The 20,616-nt window shown below is 70.8% G+C and carries 19 protein-coding genes; 8 read left to right on the plus strand and 11 right to left on the minus strand.

The window, feature by feature from the left end:
* Positions 1-59: 59 nt before the first annotated feature.
* The gene (locus ACIREE_RS20520) at positions 60-980 is read right to left on the minus strand and encodes an LLM class F420-dependent oxidoreductase (protein ID WP_404153811.1); all 921 of its coding nucleotides are present in this window, start codon (positions 978-980) and stop codon (positions 60-62) included.
* A gap of 391 nt (positions 981-1,371) precedes the next feature.
* Between ACIREE_RS20520 and ACIREE_RS20525 the strand changes: the two genes are divergently transcribed.
* The gene (locus ACIREE_RS20525; RefSeq protein WP_404154258.1) at positions 1,372-1,551 is read left to right on the plus strand and encodes a hypothetical protein; all 180 of its coding nucleotides are present in this window, start codon (positions 1,372-1,374) and stop codon (positions 1,549-1,551) included.
* 111 nt (positions 1,552-1,662) lie between these two features.
* On the opposite strand, the gene ACIREE_RS20530 is transcribed toward ACIREE_RS20525, so the two are convergent.
* From ACIREE_RS20530 to ACIREE_RS20560, 7 genes are all read right to left on the minus strand, one after another.
* Complete coding sequence (locus ACIREE_RS20530) at positions 1,663-2,154, minus strand: DUF6099 family protein (protein WP_404153814.1); 492 nt, start codon at positions 2,152-2,154, stop codon at positions 1,663-1,665.
* A gap of 197 nt (positions 2,155-2,351) precedes the next feature.
* A complete protein-coding gene (locus ACIREE_RS20535; RefSeq protein WP_404154261.1) occupies positions 2,352-2,711 on the minus strand; it encodes a nucleotide pyrophosphohydrolase in 360 nt (119 codons plus the stop codon).
* Positions 2,712-2,737: 26 nt separating this feature from the next.
* Positions 2,738-3,907, minus strand: a complete 1,170-nt coding sequence (locus tag ACIREE_RS20540; RefSeq protein ID WP_404153817.1) for an AAA family ATPase — start codon at positions 3,905-3,907, stop codon at positions 2,738-2,740.
* Positions 3,908-4,009: 102 nt separating this feature from the next.
* A complete protein-coding gene (locus ACIREE_RS20545; protein ID WP_404153820.1) occupies positions 4,010-4,396 on the minus strand; it encodes a cell division protein SepF in 387 nt (128 codons plus the stop codon).
* 95 nt (positions 4,397-4,491) lie between these two features.
* On the minus strand, positions 4,492-5,829 hold the full coding sequence (locus ACIREE_RS20550; protein ID WP_404154263.1) for an FtsX-like permease family protein: 1,338 nt from the start codon (positions 5,827-5,829) through the stop codon (positions 4,492-4,494).
* Between the two features lie 12 nt (positions 5,830-5,841).
* A complete protein-coding gene (locus tag ACIREE_RS20555) occupies positions 5,842-6,684 on the minus strand; it encodes an ABC transporter ATP-binding protein (protein WP_404153823.1) in 843 nt (280 codons plus the stop codon).
* A gap of 160 nt (positions 6,685-6,844) precedes the next feature.
* The gene (locus tag ACIREE_RS20560) at positions 6,845-7,675 is read right to left on the minus strand and encodes an ABC transporter ATP-binding protein (protein WP_404153826.1); all 831 of its coding nucleotides are present in this window, start codon (positions 7,673-7,675) and stop codon (positions 6,845-6,847) included.
* A gap of 185 nt (positions 7,676-7,860) precedes the next feature.
* On the opposite strand from ACIREE_RS20560, the gene ACIREE_RS20565 reads away from it, so the two are divergent.
* From ACIREE_RS20565 to ACIREE_RS20595, 7 genes are all read left to right on the plus strand, one after another.
* Positions 7,861-10,047 (plus strand): MMPL family transporter, encoded by a 2,187-nt coding sequence (locus tag ACIREE_RS20565; RefSeq protein ID WP_404153828.1) that lies wholly within the window; start codon positions 7,861-7,863, stop codon positions 10,045-10,047.
* Positions 10,048-10,052: 5 nt separating this feature from the next.
* Positions 10,053-11,303: a sensor histidine kinase gene (locus tag ACIREE_RS20570; RefSeq protein ID WP_404153830.1), complete on the plus strand. Its 1,251-nt coding sequence runs from the start codon at positions 10,053-10,055 to the stop codon at positions 11,301-11,303.
* Positions 11,300-11,962: a response regulator gene (locus ACIREE_RS20575; RefSeq protein ID WP_404153833.1), complete on the plus strand. Its 663-nt coding sequence runs from the start codon at positions 11,300-11,302 to the stop codon at positions 11,960-11,962. Before ACIREE_RS20570 ends, ACIREE_RS20575 begins: the two co-directional genes overlap by 4 nt.
* Before the next feature lie 71 nt (positions 11,963-12,033).
* Entirely contained in the window at positions 12,034-12,732 is a 699-nt protein-coding gene (locus ACIREE_RS20580) for a FadR/GntR family transcriptional regulator (RefSeq protein WP_404153836.1), read from the plus strand.
* Positions 12,729-13,502, plus strand: a complete 774-nt coding sequence (locus ACIREE_RS20585; protein WP_404153839.1) for a creatininase family protein — start codon at positions 12,729-12,731, stop codon at positions 13,500-13,502. The genes ACIREE_RS20580 and ACIREE_RS20585 overlap by 4 nt, the downstream gene beginning before the upstream one ends.
* A 45-nt stretch (positions 13,503-13,547) precedes the next feature.
* Entirely contained in the window at positions 13,548-14,510 is a 963-nt protein-coding gene (locus ACIREE_RS20590) for an alpha/beta hydrolase family esterase (RefSeq protein ID WP_404153842.1), read from the plus strand.
* Between the two features lie 14 nt (positions 14,511-14,524).
* The gene (locus tag ACIREE_RS20595) at positions 14,525-16,078 is read left to right on the plus strand and encodes an AbgT family transporter (protein ID WP_404153845.1); all 1,554 of its coding nucleotides are present in this window, start codon (positions 14,525-14,527) and stop codon (positions 16,076-16,078) included.
* A 59-nt stretch (positions 16,079-16,137) separates the two neighbouring features.
* Here the strand turns inward: ACIREE_RS20595 and ACIREE_RS20600 are convergent, their stop codons facing one another.
* The 3 genes from ACIREE_RS20600 to kdpA are packed head-to-tail and all read right to left on the minus strand — an operon-like array spanning position 16,138 to position 20,609.
* Positions 16,138-16,788 (minus strand): potassium-transporting ATPase subunit C, encoded by a 651-nt coding sequence (locus ACIREE_RS20600; RefSeq protein WP_404153848.1) that lies wholly within the window; start codon positions 16,786-16,788, stop codon positions 16,138-16,140.
* 3 nt (positions 16,789-16,791) lie between these two features.
* A complete protein-coding gene (gene kdpB / locus ACIREE_RS20605) occupies positions 16,792-18,906 on the minus strand; it encodes a potassium-transporting ATPase subunit KdpB (protein ID WP_404154265.1) in 2,115 nt (704 codons plus the stop codon).
* Between the two features lie 38 nt (positions 18,907-18,944).
* A complete protein-coding gene (kdpA, locus tag ACIREE_RS20610) occupies positions 18,945-20,609 on the minus strand; it encodes a potassium-transporting ATPase subunit KdpA (RefSeq protein WP_404153851.1) in 1,665 nt (554 codons plus the stop codon).
* Between the last annotated feature and the right edge of the window lie 7 nt (positions 20,610-20,616).

Consider the following 20,616-nt stretch of genomic DNA (forward strand, 5'->3'; position numbering starts at 1 on the left):
GCCGGCACGGCCCCTGGCCAGCGCTTTTCGCCACACGCGGGACCTCGTGCCCGGTCGCCCTACAGCTGCGACTGCACCTGCGAGGAGATCAGCTCCAGGTGGTCGAGATCGTCGAGGTCGAGGATCTGGAGGTAGACGCGCCGCGAGCCGATCGCCGCGTACCGGCCGAGCTTGTCGACCACCTCGGCCGGGGACCCCGCAAGCCCGTTGGCCTTCAGTTCCTCGGCATCCCTGCCGATCTTCTCCGCCCTGCGCTTCACCTCCTCGTCGTCCTTGCCGACACACACCACCAGGGCGTTCGAGTACACCAGATCGCCGCCCGCGCGCCCGGCCTGCTCGGCCGCCGCCCGGACGCGGCCGAACTGCCGCTCGCTGTCCTCGATCGACGCGAACGGGATGTTGAACTCGTCCGCGTACCGCGCGGCCAGCCGCGGCGTGCGCGTCGCCCCGTGCCCGCCGATCAGCACCGGCACCTTGCCCTGCGCCGGCTTGGGCAGCGCCGGGGAGTCGGTCAGCTGGTAGTACGTGCCGTCGTAGCTGAACGAGGTGCCGATCTCGGTGGACCACAGCCCGGTGACGATCGCCAGCTGCTCCTCCAGGCGGGCGAACTTCTCCTTCGGGAACGGGATCCCGTACGCCTTGTGCTCCTCCTCGAACCAGCCCGTGCCAAGACCGAGTTCGACCCGGCCGCCCGACATCTGGTCGACCTGCGCCACCTGGATCGCGAGCACGCCCGGCAGCCGGAACGTGCCCGCTGTCATCAGCGTGCCGAGCCGGATCCGCCGGGTCTCCCGGGCGAGACCGGCCAGCGTGATCCAGGCGTCCGTCGGGCCGGGCAACCCGTCGGAGGACCCCATGCGCAGGTAGTGGTCCGAGCGGAAGAACGCGTCAAAGCCGAGGTCCTCGGTCGCCTTGGCCACGGTCAGAAGCGTGTCGTAGGTGGCCCCTTGCTGGGGCTCCGTGAAGATTCGAAGATCCATACCTCCATCCTGCACGTCCGCGCGTGCGACCGTGCGTCAACCCCACTGGCCCTGCTTGTCCCTCGCTCCCACGGTCGGGTGAAAACGCGTCCATCGAGGCCCGACGGCGGACCGCCCCAGTGACCCGGCGCCTCGCGTGATCGTTGGCCGGGGCGGAGCCGGACCGCCCGGCACCCGCGCCGGCGGTCGCTGCCGGGCGTCACTTGCGTCGACAGCCCGTCCCCCCGCGGGAGGGGCGAAGGCCGAGGAGGCCGTCATGTCCCAGGAAGCCGTGCCTGAACAGGCCGTGCACGAGACGCCCGTGCACGAGATGCCCGTGCACGAGATGCCTGTGCACGAGATGCCTGTGCACGAGATGCCTGTGCACGAGGCATCGCTGCACGAGACGACGCTGCACGAGACGACCGTGCCGGAGCAGCAAGGTGCACCGACGGGTCTGCTGCAGCAGATGGAGGAGCTGATGGCGGCGCTCAACGCCGATCTGTCGCGACTCGACGCGGATCTCCAGCAGTCCCCCCTCGACATCCAGCGGTCCCCCGGCACCTCGCGGCCGGACCCAGAGGACGCCTGACGGACGGTGGCGATGGTGCGGCGGTGCCGACCCGCTGACGCCTTCTGCTCTGCTGACACCCTTCTGCTCTGCTGACACCCCTCCGCTCCGGTGAAGCCGCCGCACTCCTGGTCAGGCCGCCGAGTCCGAGCCGGGCTCCGCCTCGGGCCTGCGCGGGCGGCTGTCCCACTGCGGAAGTCGCCGCAGTATTTCCAGGACCCGGTCCCTGGACTCGTCCGCCGCGTCGATCGCGTCCATGCACTGCCAATAAGCCCCCTCCTCGAAGGACGCGCTCGCCACCGCGACGAGCGCGATACCGACATCGCCGAGCAGGGCGCCGAGGCCGCGCAACGCCGCCTGCACATCACCCAGTTCGGTCAGCTGCGCCGCCCGTATCCCGCCCGCGCCCACCACCGGGACCGCCGAGCCGCCGCTGCCGCGCGCCCCCGCCTCGGTCAGGCCGCGCGCCTCGCCCCGTAACTCCGGCGGCCCCAGCAGCGCGAGCCGAACGCCGATCGCCTGGGCCAATGCCTGCGCCTGCCACGCCTCCCTCATGATGTCCGGCGCGTCCTGGCTCTGTGCCAAGGCCCGTCGGCCGACCCCGGTGAGCCGCACCGCATCCATCCGCGTCCCCGTCCATCCTTAATCGAACTCCCTTGTCCACTACCCAGAGTGAGGGTCTGCGAGACGAAAAGCCAGAGGAAGCCCGAAATCTGTGGACACAGAGTCCGTTCTGGATAATTCCATGACTCCGGAGAGTGACGATCTGTGATCGCGGGTCGGCGGATCAGGGGTCCGTCCGTACGTCATCTATGCGTCCTCTACGCGCCCGGCACGGGAAAGCGGCTCTCGTTCCGGTCGATCTTCGCCGCGAGGGCGGCCAGCGCGTCGATGCCGAGCACCTCGCACAGTTGCAGCAGGTACGCGAGAACGTCGGCGACCTCGTCCTCGACCCGGTGCGCCGACTCCGCGTCGTCCATCACGCGGGCCGACTGCTCGGGGGTCAACCACTGGAAGATCTCGACCAGTTCGGATGCCTCCACGCTGAGCGCCGCGGCCAGATTCTTCGGGGTATGGAAGGGCCCCCAGTCCCGGGCGTCCGCGAAGCGCGCGAGCCGGGTCTGCAGACCCGCCACGTCGAGAACGGGCGCCCGGCCCTCGTCCGAGGCGCCCTGGCCCAGGGCCTGATTGCTGTTGTTTCCGTCCGTCACGTCTCCAGGTCTACCACCGTCGCGCCGTGCTCCCGCGCCGCCCGGACCGCGGGGCCGTCCTCGCCCACCGTGGCGACGAGCCGGATGTGGCCGCGGGCGCACATCCGGCTCGCCAGCGCGACGAGTTCGGTGCTCTGGGCCGGGTCGAGCCCACGGTCCAGGCCGTCCGCGAGCACAGTGAGGTTCTGGTACGCCTCGGGGACCTCGGCCGCCGTGTCGACCTCCAGGACGCGGGGCCCGGTGAGCAGGACGAGGGCGAGGGCCAGATAGCGCAACTCGCCGTCGGCGAGCCGCTCGACGGGGGTGCGTGGCCCGTCACCGCGGTCCACGACGGCGCGTACGGCACCGGTCGGCGTCCGCTCGGCGAGCACGTCCGCCACCGGCCCCGCGAGCCCGGCCCTGGCCGCGGCGACGAGGAGGGAGTGCCGGGTGCCGCATTCGGCGCGGGTGCGGCGCAGCACCGAGGCGAGGTTCTCGCAGCCGGTGAAGAGCCGGTCGGTGTGTGTCCGCACCGGGGCGCGCATGCGGGCCGGGTCCGGGTCGCAGGCGAACACCGAGCGCAGCCCGACCACGACCTGCTCTGCGGCGGCGAGGACCTGGCGCTGCCCTTCCGTCCGGCCGGCGACGCGCAGCGGGAGCAGCGCCGTGCCGAGCAGGTCGTCGGGGAGCGGGGCGCGCGTCACGGGCACCGATCCGGCGGTGTGCCAGGCGGCCTGGACGTGGCGGCGGCCGGGGTCGCGCAGCGCGGTCTCCAGGTAGGTGATGCCGGGGCCGGTCAACCGCTCGCCCACGACGCGCAGTTCGGGCTCGGCCTGTACGGCGAGGTCGAGCCGGACGGGTCCGGCCGGTCCCTCGACGGTGCAGCCGAGGTGGAACCCGCGGCGGTGCTGTGCGTCCGGCCTGGCGCGTTCGGGGACGTACCGCCGCGGATCGGGGAAGACGTCCGCCAGGCTCGCTCCACCGGCGAGTCCGGCGAGCGCCTCGAGTGCGCGCAGCGCGCTGGTCTTGCCGCTGCCGCTCGGCCCGGTCAGCACGGTGAACGGGCCGAGGGAGAAGGTCAGGCCGCGGTGGCGGCCGAAGGCCGAGAGCCGCAGTTCGGTTACGCGCGGTCGGTCCGGGGACACGCTCGGGGGCAGCGGGGGCGCGCCCCGGTGGAGCACGGTCATGCGGCGAACGTAGGCCGCCCGTCGGCGGCAGAACCGTTCATCCCCGCGACCTTCCTACGATCGGGGGACTATGCCTTCCGGGCTTGCCACCGGAGCCACGGGTCAGGAGAGGGCGCCGGCTCCCGCCACCAGCCCCTGGACCTCTGTTCCGGGTGGAGCCAGAAGGAAGACGTTGCGGTCGACGCGGTGCATGCCGCAGCCGAGGCCCATGACGACACCGCTGCTGAAGTCCAGGACGCGCTTGGCCACTTCGGTCTCGGCGCCGGACAGGTCGAGCAGCACCGGAATGCCGGTCATGACCGTCTCGGCGACGTCGCGCGCGTCACCGAAGACGTTGACACGCAGGACGACGAAGCGGCGGCGCGGCTCGGTCTCGGGTTCGGGAAGCGCCCGGTGGCCGACAGCCGACGGCCATTCGTTGCGGCTGCGCAGCGGTACTACCTGGGCGAGCCCTTCCCACTGTTCGTCAGTGACGTCGTGGCCGTTCACTGCTCCCACCCCGTCCGGGCTCGCACTGTTGTCTGCACCGATCAATTCTTACGCCATGTCACCCGTTCAGCCCAACACCGACACGGACGGGAGTCTCACGCGGCGAGGTCGACGGCCTCCACCGCGGGCACCCGGACGCCGCGGCGCGCGGTGGCCAGGCTGGTGACCAAGGTGGCCGCGGCGGCTATGGCCACCACCGTGATCCAGATGCCGGGGCCCCCTTCGGGCAGCGTTCCATCGGTGCGGACGGCGGTGAACGGGAGGATGCCCGCGAGCGCCGCGAGTGTGCCGAAGAACACGCCCGTGACGGTCAGGACGACGCCTTCCACCGCGACCGTCGCGAGCACCTGGGCGGGGGTGGCCCCGGCCAGCCGCTGCTGCCCGAACTCACGGACGCGGTAGGCCGTGGCGGCGTACAGAGAGTTGATCAGCATGACGCAGGCGAAGACGACGATGATGCCGACCACGGTGAAGTTGAGCGTCTCGAGGTTCTTGTCCTCTATTGATCGGGTCAACCCGGACGCCTTGATCGCGTCGTTCTCGACGGCCTGCATGTACAGCGTCGCGGTGGCCATGCCCGTGAAGAGGATCAACGGCATGAGAATGCCGGAGAGTTCGGGCGCCCGACGGCGCATGTTCCGCACGGTCAGGTAGCCGCTCACTCCGGTGAGGGCGGTGAGGAGGGGCTCCACGCGGCCCAGGACGGTGCGCAGCAGGCTCGTCGAGACGAGGGCGAAGCCGACGGAGAGCAGGATCGCCCCGTAGGCGGGAGCCGCCATCAGGGCCGCGTCGGTGGCCTTCATGGCGAAGGTGCTCGACACGGCGAGCGCGCCGGCCAGGAGAGCCGCCCACGACGCGAATTTCCGGGCACGTCCGCCGCGTCGGCGTACGCCCGCGGCCGCGTTCGTGGCACGGCGCACGGCGAGGAAGGCCGCGCCTGCCGCCGCGAGGAGCGTGACGGCGATGCCGGACATGAGGGCGATCGGACCGAAGGAGTGGTCGACGGTGTCGGCGACCTGGCCGCTGTCCTTGAACACGTCGAGCAGGACGGTTCCGCCGAGCACCGCGGGGCCGATCGCGAGGAGCGTGCCCACGAGCGCGACGGCCACGGCTTCGCCCACGACCATGCGCTTGATCTGGGCGGGCGTGGCGCCTGTGGTGCGCAACAGGTTGATTTCGTCCGTACGTTGACGAACGTTGACCGTCAATGTTGATGCGATCGCGAAGAAGACGAGGAGGGTGCCGTAGCCGCCGACGACGCTCGCCGCGGTGGTGAGCGTGTCCGCGCTGGTCTTGTCGACGCCGGGCGCGCCCGCCGTGTCGTGCATCGAGTTGAACGTCATGATGACGGCCGCGCCGAGGAACGCGGACAGGAAGGTGGCGAGGAAGCGGCCGGGACGCTGCCGTACGGAGCGTGCCGCGAGTCCGAGCATCGTGAACATGGCTCATGCCTCCAGGAGCGTGTCGTCGCCGAGGTGGGCGAGACGTTCGGCGATCTGGTCGACGGTCGGGGCCGCCAGCTGCCCGGCGAGGCGGCCGTCGGCGAGGAACTGCACGCTGTCCGCGTACGAGGCCGCGACCGGGTCGTGCGTCACCATCACGACGGTCCTGCCGTGCTGTCGCACCGCTTCCTGGAGCAGCCGCAGCACGTCGCGGGCGCTGCGGGTGTCGAGGGCGCCGGTCGGCTCGTCCGCGAAGATCACGGAGGGCTCGGTGACCAGGGCGCGGGCGATGGCGACGCGCTGGCGCTGCCCGCCGGAGAGCTGGTCGGGAGTGTGCCCGAGCCGGTCGCCGAGACCGACGTCGGAGAGGATCCGCTCGACTTCGGTCCGGTTCACGCGCCGCCCGGCGAGCCGGAGCGGCAGCACCGTGTTCTGCGCGACGGTGAGCGTGGGCAGCAGGTTGTACTGCTGGAAGACGAAGCCGACGCGGGTGCGGCGGAACTTGGTGAGCGCGGCCTCGCCGCGGGCCGGTCCGGGGCCGCCGGTCATCTCCTCGCCGTCGACCACGACGAGGCCGCTGTCGGGCCGGTCGAGCCCGGCCGCGCAGTGCAGCAGCGTCGATTTGCCTGAGCCGGAGGGTCCCATCACGGCCGTGAAGCTGCCGGTGGGGAGGGTGAGGGTGACGTCGTCGAGCGCCCTGACCAAGGTGCCGCCCGCCGCCTGCGTGCCGCCCGCCGCCCCCGCGCCGTCCTCCGCCGCGCCGTACGTCTTGGTGACCTTGACGAGACGGAGCGCCTCGCCGCGGCCGTGCTCGTGTGCCTGTCCTTGCCGATGATGGTTGCGCATGTCGCCGACCCCTCGTCCGGCGCCCCGTGCGCCTCGCCTACGACGCTAGGGACGACGGCCGCGCGGCACATTGGGCGTACGGCCCGGACCGGGGGTGTCGCTACGTACACCCACCCGGTCCGCACACCCGACAGGTACACCCGGCACTCACGCCCGCGTCCTAGAGGTGGCCGCCCGAGCGGGCGAGCCAGCGGCCGGAGTGCCGAGTGACCTCGATGGGGCGGCCGAAGCAGGCCGTCATGCGCTCGGCCGTCAGGACCTCCTCGACAGGCCCACGGGCGAGGACGCGGCCCTCGCGCAGGAGCAGGGCGTGACTGATCGCCGGGGAGAGCTCCTCCAGGTGATGAGTGACGGTGACCGTAGCCAACTCCGGGCGGCTGACCGCCAGTTGACGCATGGTGTCGATGAGGTCCTCGCGGGAGGGAAGGTCGAGCGCGTTGAACGGCTCGTCGAGCAGCAGCAGCGCCGGGTCCGCCATGAGGGCGCGGGCGATGAGGATGCGGGCGCGCTGGCCGCCCGAGCAGACCCCGTACGGCCGGTCGGCGAGATCCTTGATCTGGAGTTCGGCGAGCAACTCGTGGGCGCGCTCGCGCACTTCGTGGTCGTACGACTTCCAGAGCGGCTGGACCGTACCGGTGTGGCCGGTCAGGACCACGGTGTGGCCCGGGAGGTCCTGCGGGACGCGCTGGGAAGTGGAGACGTGGCCGATGTGGGCACGTAGTTCGCGCACGTCGACGCGGCCGAGCCGGTGACCGAGAACCTCGACCGTGCCGGTGGTGGGGAACGTGGTGGCGCCGACGAGGCGCAGGATGCTGGTCTTGCCTGCGCCGTTGGGGCCGAGCAGCGCCCAGTGCTCACCGGGGTGGACGGTCCAGTCGATGCTGTCGAGGATGACCTGGCCGGTGGTGAGGCGGCGCATGCTCGCGCCGTCCAGGGCGGCGACGACGCGCCCGCTCCCCGTGCTGTCCGCCTGCTCGTCCGTCCCGCTCATGGCGCCTCCCGATTCGTCGCGTACCGGACGGAGAATAGCTGTAGGTGGCATTTATCCGCGGCCGCGTCCGAGTCGTGGACGCGGGCCGGCGGCGGCCCCGCCGCCCGGGGTCCACCGACCGGTGGACGCCAGGTTCAACCGGCCGCTGCTGTCCTCGGCACACCGCCGCGACCAGCATGGACGTCATGACCAACTACCCCGAACATATGGCTCGTTGGAGCGCTGGACATCCCTGGCGGGCGATCACCGGCTGGTTCCTCTTCGTCGTTCTCTGCCTGGGCGCCGGTATCGCCGTCGGCTCGAACCCTGCCGGATCGGCGGACTTCGGCGTCGGCGAGGCCGGGCGCGGTGAGGCGATCGCCCGGGACGGCGGGCTCGCGCAGCGGCCCGTCGAACGGGTCCTCGTCGAGCATCGCGACGCCGCCGCCCGGCTTGACCGCGCCGAGGGCGGCGCCGTCGCCCGCGAGGTCGCGGCCCGGATGCGCAAGCTGCCCGAGGTGCGGTCCGTGGCCGCGCCCGTGTGGTCGAAGGACGGCCGGGCGGTCCGCGTCGACGTCACCCTGAAGGGCGCCGAGCTCGACGGCAAGAAGCACGTCGATCCGCTGCGCGCGCAGACCGCCGCGGCGCAGAAGGCGCACCCGGGGCTGCGCGTCGAGGAGACCGGCGGCCCCTCCATCAGCCAGGGCGTCGACAAGCTGCGCGGCAGCGATCTGTCGCGTACGGAGATGATCGCGCTGCCGATCACGCTGCTGACTCTGCTGTTCGTCTTCCGCTCCGTGGCGATGGCCACCGTGCCGCTGCTGCTCGCGCTCACTTCGATCATCGCGTCCGTGGGCCTGTCGATGCTGGCCTCGCACGTCTTCCCCGACGCGGGCGTCGGCACCAACATCATTCTTCTCATCGGCCTTGCCGTCGGCGTCGACTACACGCTCTTCTACCTGAAGCGAGAACGCGAGGAACGGGCGCGTGCGGAAGGGAAGTTGAGCTCGCAGGCGTTGGTGGAGCTGGCCGCCGCCACCTCCGGCCGGGCCGTGGTGCTCTCCGGGTTCGCGGTCGCCGTCTCCAGTGCGACGCTCTACCTCGCCGACGACGTGATCTTCTCCTCGATCGCCACCGCGGCGATCGTGGTGACGCTGGTGGCCGTGGTCAGCTCCCTGACGGTGCTGCCCGCTCTGCTCGTCAAGATCGGGGCACGGGCCGAGCGCCGGGCGGCCCGCCGCGGGAAGCGCCCCGCCGCGGCGAAGCCCGTACGCCACAACGCCCTGCTGCGCCTCACCGCCCGCCGCCCCACCGCCGTACTGACCGTCGGGGTCGTGGCCCTGCTCGCTCTGGCCGCCCCGGTGCTCGGTATGAAGCTGACCGACATGGGCCGCGAGACGCACTCGCGGCAGACACAGTCGATGCCCACGTTCGACCGGCTCAACGCGGCGTTCCCCGAGGTCAAGGCCGTGCATCAGGTCGTCGTACGCGCCGACGCCGACCGGTCGGACGAGGTGCGGGGCGCGCTGCGCGAGCTCGCCGTGACCGCCACGAAGGACGACCAGGCGTTGGCCGGCACGTACACCCTGCGCACCTCCGCCGACCACCGTGTCAGTTCGCTCGAACTGCCCGTCCCGCACTACGTGAGCGCACCGCCCGCGCAGGACTCCCTGGAACGGCTGCGCGACCGCTATCTCCCGGACACCGTGGGCAAGTTGAGCGGCAAGGTCGATTCCGCCGTGACCGGTGACGTGGCCCGCTACGCCGACTACCCCGCGCACCAGAAGGAGAAGCTGCCGCTGATCATCGGGGCGCTGCTGCTCGTGACGTTCGCGATGACCGTGTGGGCGTTCCGCTCGGTGGTGCTCGGCCTGGTCGGCGTCGTGCTCAACCTGCTGTCGGCCGCGGCGTCGCTGGGCATCCTGACCCTTACATTCCAAGGGAGTTGGGCCGAAGGACCGCTCGACTTCGACTCGACCGGGACGATCGGCTCGCGCGTACCGCTGTTCCTCTTCGTGATCCTGTTCGGCCTGTCCATGGACTACCAGGTGTTCGTGATCAGCCGGATCAGGGAGGCTGCGCTGCGCGGGGTGCCGACGCGGCAGGCCGTGCTCGACGGGGTCGGCAGTTCGGCGGGCGTCGTGACGAGCGCGGCGTTCGTGATGGTCACGGTGTTCGCGAGCTTCGTGTCGCTGCACTTCATCGAGATGAAGCAGATCGGCTTCAGCCTGGCGGTGGCGGTGCTGCTCGACGCCTTCGTCATCCGCGTACTGATCCTGCCGGCCCTCATGTTGCTGCTCGGCAACGCGAGTTGGTGGCCTTCACGCGGGATGGGCGGGGCGCGGCGGCAGACCGGGACGCCGGTCGCCCCGCCACTGGCGAACGTAGGCTGATCACCATGGACCCGAGCCGGCAGCCCGTCGTCGACACCCCGGGAGCGCCCGCGTCCGCGGTCCCCGTGTCCACCGCCCCCGTCTCCGTCGTCCCCGTCGCGCACCGCTGGAACGCGGTGGTGTGGGTGCTGTGCGGCCTGATGCCGCCCGCCATCGCGGTCTCGGACGCGGCGGGAGGGACGAAGTACACGACGTACGGGCTGCTGGCCGTCCTCACTTTCTCCTACGCGGCCGTGGCGATGTTCCCCTCGAACCCGGTCCTGCGGCCGCCGGTGTATCTGACGGTCCTGACCGTCGGACTCGGCGCCGTCGCCTATGTGATGGGCAGCGGCGCCGCCCTGTTCATCGTGGCGTTGCCGCACTTCTGGGTCTACGCGTCCGGTCCCGCCGCCGCCCTCTCCTTCAGCGGCGGTGCGGCGGTCATCACCGCACTGGCGAGTGCCGCGGGACGCGACCCCGAACCCCAACTCCTCACCGGGAACACGGTGTCCGTCGTTCTCGGGTACCTCGTGGGCGCCGGGGTCGGCCTCCTCGTACACCGGATCAGCGAGCAGGGCGAGGCCCGCGCCCAACAGCTCACGGACCAACTTGCCGACACGCAAGCCGAGTTGGCGGAAGCCCATCGACGGCAGGGCGCGACGGACGAGCGGGAGCGGCTGGCCCGCGAGATCCACGACACCCTCGCCCAGGGCTTCGCCTCGATCATCGTGCTGGCGGAGGCGGCCCGCTCAGGCCTTGAGACCGAACCGGCGCGCACCACACAGCAGTTGACGTCCATCGAGCAGACCGCGCGGGAGAACCTCGCGGAGGCGCGCGCCCTCGTCGGGGCGACACCACCGCCGGGCGGCGCGGTCCAGGGTTCGGTCTCCGCGACCCTGCTGCGCACCCTCGACCGGTTCGCCGAGGACACCGGCACCGCGGTCGACGCGGATCTCGCGGACGTCGACTGCGACCAGCAGACCCGGATCGCGCTGCTGCGCTGCACGCAGGAGTCCCTCGCCAACGTCCGCAAGCACGCGCGTGCCTCGACGGTGATCGTGGTGCTGACGCCCGGCCCGTACGGGATCGATCTGGAGATCACCGACGACGGGCACGGTTTCGACGTCGGCGCGGCCCGCGGCTTCGGTCTGGACGGAATGCGCAAGCGGCTCGCCGAACTCGGCGGCGAGCTGACCGTCACCAGCTCGCTCGGCGACGGCACCCGGATCCTCGCCTCCCTGCCCATCACAGCGCCCGGCCACGAGGAGCTCGTATGACCGTCCAGGACCAGAGCAAGGACCGGCTGCGGGTCGTCGTGGTCGACGACCACACGGTGATGCGCGCCGGCGTCGTCGCACTGCTCGCCCCTGACCCCGGTATCGAGGTCGTCGGGGAGGCCGACGACGGCCGGGCGGGCGTGACACTCGTCGAGGAACTCGTTCCCGATGTCGCCCTGTTGGACCTGCGCATGCCGGTCCTCGACGGTGTCGAGGCGACGCGGCGGATCGTCGCGGGCCCGAGCGGTACCCGCGTGCTGATCCTGACCACGTACGACACGGACACCGAGATCGAGCACGCGGTGGAGGCCGGCGCGATCGGCTATCTGCTGAAGGACACCTCGCGCGAGCAGCTGGTCGACGCGATCCGGTCGGCGGCCCGCGGCGAGACGGTGCTCGCCCCGCGCGTCGCGCAGAAGCTCGTCGCGAAGATGCGCCGCCCGGTCCAGGCCGCGCTCACCGCGCGCGAGGTGGACGTCCTCAAGGCGGTGGCCGACGGCCTGTCCAACGCCGACATCGGCAAGCGGCTCGTGATCGGGGAGGCGACCGTGAAGACGCATCTGCTGCGGGTCTTCGCGAAACTGGACGTCAGCGACCGGACGCGGGCGGTCGTCGTGGCGATGGAGCGCGGAGTGCTCGACCGGCCCGGCAAGGACTGACAGCCGGTCCCAGAACACACGTGGGTGCACAACCGTTGACACCCCCAGAGATCAAGTGATCTATTCACTTTATGAGTTACGCCGATCAGCCCTCCCTGTCCGAACGCCTGGCGGACGACATCGTCGAGATCATCCGCACCGAGCGGCTCTCCCCCGGCGACGTGCTGGCCTCCTCGCGCGAGCTGGCCCGGCGTTTCGAGGTGACGACGCCGACCGTGCGGGAGGCGCTGCGGCGTCTGGAGGCCACGCAGGTCGTGGAGTTCCGGCACGGTTCGGGCACGTACGTCGGTCCGGGAGCCGAGCGGCGGCTGCTCGCCAACCCTCATCTGCCGCGCAGCACCCGGCAGTCCGTGCTCGAACTCGTCGAGGCCCGGCTCGTCGTCGAACCGGCCGTCGCCGCCGAGGCGGCGCGCAGTCGGCTCCCGCAAGGGATCGAGCAGTTGGAGTACGCGGCGGCCAACGCGCTGTTCCCACCGGAGGAATCACTGCGCCGCTCCGTGCACTTCCATGTCGCGCTGGCCACGACCAGCGGAAACGCGCTGCTGAAGGAGACGGTCGAGGCGCTGCTCCAGGTGCGTGCCCGCGACCAGGTCGAGATCCGGCACCGCTACAACGACCGGGAGCGCGACCACGCCGAGCACCTGCTGATCCTCGACGCGGTGCGGAGCGGGGACGCGGACGCCGCCGAGCGGATCACCCGGGAGCACCTCGGAGCGATCCGGGACACCGTCCAGGCTGCCGAGTTCCCCGAGGGCGGTGAGCTGTCGTGAGCGCCCGATCGCCGTTGCTGCTGGCCGAGTTGACGACCGAGGAGGCCGCGGAGGCCGTCACCCGGGCGCCCGTAGTGATCATCCCGGCCGGGGCGTACGAGCAGCACGGGCCCGGGATGCCGATCGCCACGGACACGATCCGGGCCGAGCGGATCGCCGCCCTGGTGGGCGCCCGGCTCGCGGGCCGCGTGGTCATCGGGCCGCCGCTGCCGGTCGGGGTCTCGCCGCACCACATGGCGTTCGCCGGGACGGTGACGCTGACGACGACCACGTTCGCGGCCGTGGTGCGCGAGTACGTGGGGAGCCTGCGGCGGCACGGATGGCGCCGGTTCCTGGTGCTCACCGGGCACGGCGGCAACAACGCGGCGCTCACCACCGTCGCCCAGGACCTGCTCATGGCAGACCCCGACGTGCGGTTCGCCTGGTCGCCGGTGACGTCGCTCGCCTCCGGTGTGGTGGCCGGGATGGGCGTGAGCGAAGTGCACGGGCACAGCGGAGAGGCCGAGACGGCCCAAATGCTGTACCTGGCACCGGAGTTGGTGCACCAGGACCGGCTGGCGGCGGGGTCCGTCTCCCTCGACGAACTCAAGCCCGGCGCCCGCCTCGCCCGTACCTTCTCCCAGCCGTCGTTGACCCTGCCGTACGACGAGTTGAGCGCGAACGGGGTCCTCGGGGACCCGACTTCCGTGACCGCCGATGACGGGCGGGCCATCGTGGACGCCGTTGTCGGGCGCGTGTGCGCGTTCGTCGAGGAATGGCTCGACGTCTAGACCGCCTCCACAGCCCCCACCGAACCCCCCTTTGAGGAGCCGCACATGAAGGGTCTACTTCGGCGTGCCTGCGTACTGGCCGCCGCGCTCGTCGCCGTACCGTTGACGCCGTCCCTGGCCGCCTCCGGCGCTCTCTCCTCCGGCGCTCCCTCCTCGGAAGGGCGCGGGAGCGCAGCCCCGCAGGAACCCGGCACCAGCGTGCTGCGGACGATCACCAGCGGCGGTCGCGAGCGGACGTATCAGTTGCATCTGCCCGACGGCTACGACCCCGCCAAGAGCTGGCCGCTGATCGTCGCCTACCACGGACGCGGGAACACCGGGGCCGGGACCGAGGCGTTCTCCCGGCTGTCGACACTGCCGGCCGTCGTCGCGTATCCGAACGGCGTCGTCGGGACCGGCGACGGTGACCGGCAGGCGTGGCAGGGTGCGCCGTACGCGGCGGCCGGGGTGGACGACATCGCCTTCACCGGGGACCTGCTGGACAGCCTGGAGAGCCGGCTCTGCGTGGACACGAGACGGGTGTACGCCACCGGCAAGTCCAACGGGGCGGGTTTCACGGGGCTGTTGGCGTGCCGGATGGCGGACCGGTTCGCCGCCGTCGCGCCGGTCGCCGGGGCCTTCTACCCCGGGACCGGCGAGGACTGCGACCCGGAACGGCCCGTGCCGGTCATCGACTTCCACGGCACAGGCGACACCACCATCCCGTACCAGGGCGACGAGGACCGCGGTCTGCCCGCGATCCCGGAGTGGGTGGCCGGCTGGGCGCAGCGCGACCGGTGCGCCACGCGGCTGCCCGACGAGGTGGCCGAGCCCGACATCACGACGCGGCGGTGGACCGGCTGCGCGGGCGGCACCGAGGTGACGCACGTCGCGGTGACCGACGGCGGGCACACCTGGCCTGGCGCCGACGGGTACAGCGGCGGCGGCTGCACCACTCAGACGATCAAGGCCCATGAAGTCATCTGGGACTTCTTCAGGGGCCATCGACTTCCCCGCGACAAGCACTAGTTGGAGCCGCCGACATGTCCGTACAGAGAGAGGCACCACCACACGACGAGGCGGCGCGACTGCCCCGCGTCATCCGCGCCCTGGCTGTCGTGGAGCGCGCCGGCAACGCGCTGCCGCACCCCTTCTGGCTGTTCTGGATCCTGTCGGCGGCGCTCGCCGTCATCAGTGCCGTGCTCGCCGGGTTCGACGTGTCCGTCGTGTCGCCCGCCGACGGCAAGACGGTCGTCGTGCAGAACCTGCTCAGCGGCGACGGGCTCGCCATGGCGGTGTCGTCGATGGTGTCGAACTTCGCCGAGTTCCCGCCGATGGCGACGATCGTCGTGGTCATCATGGGCGTCGCCGTGGCCGAGCGCAGCGGGTTCCTGGCCGCCGCGATGAAGGTCGGCGTGGCCCGTGTGCCCGCGTCGTGGGTGGTCTTCGCGGTGGCGTTCGCCGGAACGGTGGCGCACGTCGCGTCGGCCGCCGCGTACATCATCCTGGTGCCCCTGGGCGGGCTCGCCTTCCGTGCCGTGGGCCGCTCCCCGATCCTGGGCATCGTCGTGGCGTACACGTCGATCGCCTCCGGCTACGACGCGAGCCCCGTGCCCACGCCGAACGACGCGATCTTCGCGGGCATCACCACGGCGGCCGCGAAGATCACGGGCGGCGACGACGCGTATGTGTCCCCGCTGTCCAACTGGTTCTTCAACATCGTCTCCTCCCTTCTGCTCGCCGCCGTCATCACCCTCGTCACGCGCTACGTCCTGTCGCGCAGGCCCGACCTCGACCCCGATCCGGACGCCGACGTCGAGGACCTGGGGACGCTGCTGCTGAGCGAGCGCGAGCGGTCCGCGCTGCGGGCGGCGCTGCTCGCGCTCGGCGCGGGTCTGGTGCTGGTCGTGGCCGCGCTGCTGCCCACGTCGTCACCGCTGCGCGGGGGCGGCGGCAGCATCGTCGAGTCGCCGTTCCTGGACGGCATCGCAGCCGTCGTGGCCTGCCTGTTCGCGGTCACCGGCATCGTGTACGGCCGGCGCTCCGGGTCGATCGCCAAGGCCGGTGACGTGCCGAGGCTGATGGCCGACGGCGTGAAGCAGATGGCCCCGGTGCTCGTCCTCTTCTTCGCCATCGCCCAGTTCCTCGCCTACTTCGACTGGACGCACATCGGGGATGTGCTGGCGGTGCGGGCCGCGGAGGCGCTGCAGCACAGCGGCATGCCGATCATCGTGGTCTTCCTGCTGGTCCTGGTGCTGCTGACCCTGGTCAACGTCATGGTCACCAGCGGCTCGGCGATGTGGGCGCTGGCCGCACCCGTCCTCGTACCGATGCTGATGCTGGTGCACGTGCCGGCGGAGACGACGCAGGCCCTGTTCCGCATCGCGGACTCCGGGTCGACCGCGATCACGCCGATGAGCCCGTACTTCGTGATGGCGCTCGGCTTTCTGCAGCGCTACCGCAAGAGCGCGGGCATCGGCACGCTCGCCTCGTACACCCTGCCGCTGGCGGTCGCCATGACGGTGGCGTGGACGCTGCTGTTCCTGGCGTGGTGGGCGCTGGGGATTCCGCTCGGTCCTGGGGCCGCGGTGCGCTGAGCGCGCGGTCTGACGGAGCGTGCGGAGGCTCCGTCAGACCATCAGCAGTACGCAGGCCATCAACCCTTGGCCGTCAACTCCCGCAGCGCCGAGTTGAGTTCGAGGACGTTCACTCCGGGCTCCCCCATGAAGCCGAGGATCCGGCCGTCCGTGTGGTCGTCGACGAGCTTGTGCACCTGCGCGACGGAGAGGTGGTTCCTCTCCGCGACGCGGTGGACCTGCAGATCGGCGTAGTCCGGGGAGATCTGCGGGTCGAGGCCCGAGGCGGAGGAGGTGACGGCGTCGGCCGGGATGTCCGCGGCCTTCACCTTGTACGTCGCCGTGGAGTTGTCCGCGACGACAGCGGCCTTAGCGTCCTTCACCTGCTTGATGAGCTCCTTGTTGTCGCCGGAGAGGTTGGTGGCGCCGGACAGGATCAGCTTGTACCGGGTGTTGATGCTGTTGGTGCCCAGGCCGTTGGAGGGACGCGGCTGGAACCAGGTCAGGTCGGGCTTGCCGTCCTTGGTGAGGTAGGTCTGCCCGATGAGGGACGAACCGACCACTGTGCCCTGGGACGTGATCTCCGAGCCGTTGGCCTTGCCGTGGAAGGCGGCCTGGGCGACGCCGGTCACCGCGAGCGGGTAGATCACGCCGCACACGACGGTGAGGAGGAGCAGGGCCCGCAGGCCCGCCCACAGCAACCGGCCCGTGTTGACTACCGAGTTGTTCATGACTCAACCGATTCCGGGGATGAGGGAGAGGATCATGTCGATGATCTTGATGCCGATGAAGGGCGCCACCAGGCCGCCGAGCCCGTAGATCCCGAGGTTGCGGCGGAGCATCCGGTCGGCGCTCACCGGCCGGTACCTGACGCCCTTCAGGGCGAGCGGGACCAGGGCGATGATGATCAGCGCGTTGAAGACGACCGCGGACAGGATCGCGGAGTCGGGCGAGGACAGGTGCATGATGTTGAGCTTGTCCAGGCCCGGGTAGACCGCGGCGAACAGCGCGGGGATGATCGCGAAGTACTTCGCGACGTCGTTGGCGATCGAGAAGGTCGTCAACGCGCCTCGTGTGATGAGGAGTTGCTTGCCGATCTCGACGATCTCGATGAGCTTGGTCGGGTTCGAGTCGAGGTCGACCATGTTGCCGGCCTCCTTCGCGGCCGACGTGCCGGTGTTCATCGCGACGCCGACGTCCGCCTGGGCCAGGGCCGGGGCGTCGTTGGTGCCGTCACCGGTCATCGCGACGAGCTTGCCGCCCGCCTGTTCCCGCTTGATGAGGGCCATCTTGTCCTCGGGGGTGGCCTCCGCGAGGAAGTCGTCGACGCCCGCCTCGTCCGCGATCGCCTTCGCCGTCAGCGGGTTGTCGCCCGTGATCATGACGGTTCTGATGCCCATGCGGCGCAGTTCGTCGAACCGTTCCCGCATGCCGTCCTTGACGACGTCCTTGAGGTGGATGACGCCGAGCACGCGGGCGCCCTCGGTGTCCTCAAGAGCCACCAGCAGCGGCGTGCCACCGGCCCCCGAGATCCGGTCGGTCACCTCGCGGGCGTCGGGAGCGACGGTGCCGCCCTGCTGCTCGACCCAGGCGATGACCGAACCGGCCGCGCCCTTGCGGATCCTGCGTCCTTCGACGTCCACGCCCGACATCCGGGTCTGGGCGGTGAACTCGATCCAGCCTGCGCCGACGAGTTCGCCCTGGTGACGCTCTCTGAGCCCGTACTTCTCCTTTGCGAGGACCACGACCGAGCGGCCCTCGGGAGTCTCGTCGGACAGCGACGAGAGCTGGGCCGCGTCGGCGAGCTGCGCCTCGGTGACTCCGCGGACAGGCACGAACTCGGCGGCCTGCCGGTTGCCGAGGGTGATGGTGCCGGTCTTGTCGAGCAGCAGGGTGGACACATCGCCCGCGGCCTCGACGGCCCGCCCGGACATGGCCAGTACGTTGCGCTGCACGAGGCGGTCCATGCCCGCGATGCCGATGGCGGAGAGCAGCGCCCCGATGGTCGTCGGGATGAGGCAGACGAGCAGCGCGACCAGGACGACCATGTCGAGGTTGGTGCCCGCGTAGTGCGCGAACGGCGGCAGCGTGGCGACGGCCAGCAGGAACACGATGGTCAGCGACGCGAGCAGGATGTTCAGCGCGATCTCGTTCGGCGTCTTCTGCCGGGCCGCGCCCTCGACCAGGTTGATCATGCGGTCGATGAACGTCTCGCCGGGCTTCGTCGTGATCTTGATGACGACGCGGTCGGAGAGCACCTTCGTGCCGCCGGTGACGGCCGAGCGGTCGCCGCCCGACTCGCGGATGACCGGGGCCGACTCGCCGGTGATGGCGGACTCGTCGACGGAGGCCACGCCCTCGACGACGTCACCGTCGCCGGGGATGATGTCGCCGGCCTCGCAGACCACGAGGTCGCCGATCCTCAACTCCGTACCGGGCACCCGCTCCTCGGTCCTGCCGTCCTTCGCCAGGCGCCGCGCCACCGTGTCGGTCTTGGCCTTGCGCAGGGTGTCGGCCTGCGCCTTGCCCCGGCCCTCGGCGACGGCCTCCGCGAGGTTGGCGAAGATCACCGTCAGCCACAGCCAGGCGCTGATGGTCCAGCCGAACCAGTCCGACGGGTCCTTGAAGGAGAACACCGTCGTCAGGACGGAGCCGACCAGCACCACGAACATGACCGGGGACTTCACCATCACCCGCGGGTCGAGCTTGCGGCAGGCGTCGGGGAGCGACCTGACCAGCTGCTTCGGGTCGAAGAGGCCCCCGCCGACCTTGCCGCCGCCGGATTCTCCGGACGTGTGGCCGTCCGGCGCGGACCGGTGCGGCGCCCGGCCGGGTGTGACGGTGGACATCCCGGCCCCGTCCTCCCTCGGTTTCTGCGTACGTACGTTCATGAGGCGAGTCCCTCCGCGAGCGGCCCGAGCGCGAGCGCCGGGAAGTAGGTCAGGCCGGTGACGATGAGGACCGTGCCGACCAGGAGGCCGGTGAAGAGCGGCTTCTCGGTGCGCAGGGTGCCCGCGGTGGCCGGGATCGGCTTCTGCTCGCCCAGCGAACCGGCGAGCGCGAGCACGAACACCATCGGCAGGAAGCGGCCGAGCAGCATCGCGAGGCCGATCGTGGTGTTGAACCAGTTGGTGTCGGCGCTCAGTCCCGCGAAGGCCGAGCCGTTGTTGTTGGCGCCCGACGTGAACGCGTAGAGGATCTCGGAGAAACCGTGCGCGCCCCCGTTCAACATCGAGTTCTTCGGTGTCGGCAGAGCCATCGAGAGCGACGTGAAGACGAGCACGAGCGCCGGCGTGATCAGGATGTAGCAGGCGGCGAGCTTGATCTCGCGGGTGCCGATCTTCTTGCCGAGGTACTCGGGGGTGCGGCCCACCATCAGGCCGGCGATGAACACCGCGATGAGCGCCATGATCAGCATGCCGTAGAGGCCGGAGCCGGTACCGCCCGGCGCGATCTCGCCGAGCTGCATGCCGAGCATCGTGATGCCGCCGCCGAGGCCCGTGTACGAGGAGTGGAAGGAGTCCACCGCGCCGGTCGAGGTGAGCGTCGTGGCGACCGCGAAGATCGAGGAGCCGCCGATGCCGAACCGATTCTCCTTGCCCTCCATCGCGCCGCCCGCCAGGTCGAACGCGGGGCCGTGATGGTGGAACTCGGTCCACATCATCAGCGCGGTGAAGGCGACCCAGATCGTCGCCATCGTGGCGAGGATCGCGTAACCCTGCCGGAGCGAGCCGACCATCCTGCCGAACGTGCGGGTCAGCGCGAACGGGATGACCAGGATCAGGAAGACCTCGAAGAGGTTGGTGAAGCCGTTGGGATTCTCGAAGGGGTGGGCGGAGTTGGCGTTGAAGTAGCCGCCGCCGTTGGTGCCGAGTTCCTTGATGGCTTCCTGGGAGGCGACGGCGCCGCCGTTCCACTGCTGCGAGCCGCCCATGAACTGGCCGACAGAGTGGATGCCGGAGAAGTTCTGGATGGCGCCGCAGGCGACCAGGACGAGGGCCCCGACGACCGCGATCGGGATCAGGATGCGGACGACTCCGCGTACCAAGTCAGCCCAGAAGTTACCCAGTTCACCGGTACGGGTGCGGGCGAAGCCCCGGACGAGGGCGACCGCCACGGCGATCCCCACCGCCGCCGAGACGAAGTTCTGCACCGCGAGCCCGCCGGTCTGCACGACGTGGCCCATGGCCTGTTCGCCGTAGTACGACTGCCAGTTGGTGTTGGCGACGAACGACGCGGCCGTGTTGAAGGCCTGGTCGGGGTCGATCGACGTGAAGCCGAGCGAGCCGGGCAGCGAGCCCTGGAGCCGCTGCAGCAGGTAGAGGAACAGGACGCTCACGGCCGAGAAGGCGAGGACGCCGCGCAGATACGCGGTCCAGCGCATCTCGGTGTTCGGATCGGCGCCGATGCCCCGGTAGATCCACTTCTCCACCCGCAGATGCTTCTCGGAGGAGTAGACCCGGGCCATGTGGTCGCCGAGGGGACGGTAGGCCAGTGCCAGCGCCGCGAACAGGGCGAGGAACTGGAGCGCTCCGGCAAGGATGGGGCTCATATCCGTA

The sequence above is a fragment of the Streptomyces sp. NPDC102467 genome (assembly GCF_044765445.1).
Classification (GTDB): domain Bacteria; phylum Actinomycetota; class Actinomycetes; order Streptomycetales; family Streptomycetaceae; genus Streptomyces.

Excerpts from the sequence above, each read along its gene's own strand:
- ACIREE_RS20600 (WP_404153848.1), bottom strand. The coding sequence starts at position 16,788 with ATGAACAACTCGGTAGTCAACACGGGCCGGTTGCTGTGGGCGGGCCTG.
- ACIREE_RS20595 (WP_404153845.1), top strand. The coding sequence starts at position 14,525 with ATGTCCGTACAGAGAGAGGCACCACCACACGACGAGGCGGCGCGACTG.
- ACIREE_RS20555 (WP_404153823.1), bottom strand. The coding sequence starts at position 6,684 with ATGCGCAACCATCATCGGCAAGGACAGGCACACGAGCACGGCCGCGGC.
- ACIREE_RS20540 (WP_404153817.1), bottom strand. The coding sequence starts at position 3,907 with ATGACCGTGCTCCACCGGGGCGCGCCCCCGCTGCCCCCGAGCGTGTCC.
- ACIREE_RS20570 (WP_404153830.1), top strand. The coding sequence starts at position 10,053 with ATGGACCCGAGCCGGCAGCCCGTCGTCGACACCCCGGGAGCGCCCGCG.
- kdpA (WP_404153851.1), bottom strand. The coding sequence starts at position 20,609 with ATGAGCCCCATCCTTGCCGGAGCGCTCCAGTTCCTCGCCCTGTTCGCG.
- ACIREE_RS20520 (WP_404153811.1), bottom strand. The coding sequence starts at position 980 with ATGGATCTTCGAATCTTCACGGAGCCCCAGCAAGGGGCCACCTACGAC.
- ACIREE_RS20580 (WP_404153836.1), top strand. The coding sequence starts at position 12,034 with ATGAGTTACGCCGATCAGCCCTCCCTGTCCGAACGCCTGGCGGACGAC.
- ACIREE_RS20565 (WP_404153828.1), top strand. The coding sequence starts at position 7,861 with ATGACCAACTACCCCGAACATATGGCTCGTTGGAGCGCTGGACATCCC.
- ACIREE_RS20530 (WP_404153814.1), bottom strand. The coding sequence starts at position 2,154 with ATGGATGCGGTGCGGCTCACCGGGGTCGGCCGACGGGCCTTGGCACAG.
- ACIREE_RS20560 (WP_404153826.1), bottom strand. The coding sequence starts at position 7,675 with ATGAGCGGGACGGACGAGCAGGCGGACAGCACGGGGAGCGGGCGCGTC.
- ACIREE_RS20550 (WP_404154263.1), bottom strand. The coding sequence starts at position 5,829 with ATGCTCGGACTCGCGGCACGCTCCGTACGGCAGCGTCCCGGCCGCTTC.
- ACIREE_RS20575 (WP_404153833.1), top strand. The coding sequence starts at position 11,300 with ATGACCGTCCAGGACCAGAGCAAGGACCGGCTGCGGGTCGTCGTGGTC.
- ACIREE_RS20590 (WP_404153842.1), top strand. The coding sequence starts at position 13,548 with ATGAAGGGTCTACTTCGGCGTGCCTGCGTACTGGCCGCCGCGCTCGTC.
- kdpB (WP_404154265.1), bottom strand. The coding sequence starts at position 18,906 with ATGTCCACCGTCACACCCGGCCGGGCGCCGCACCGGTCCGCGCCGGAC.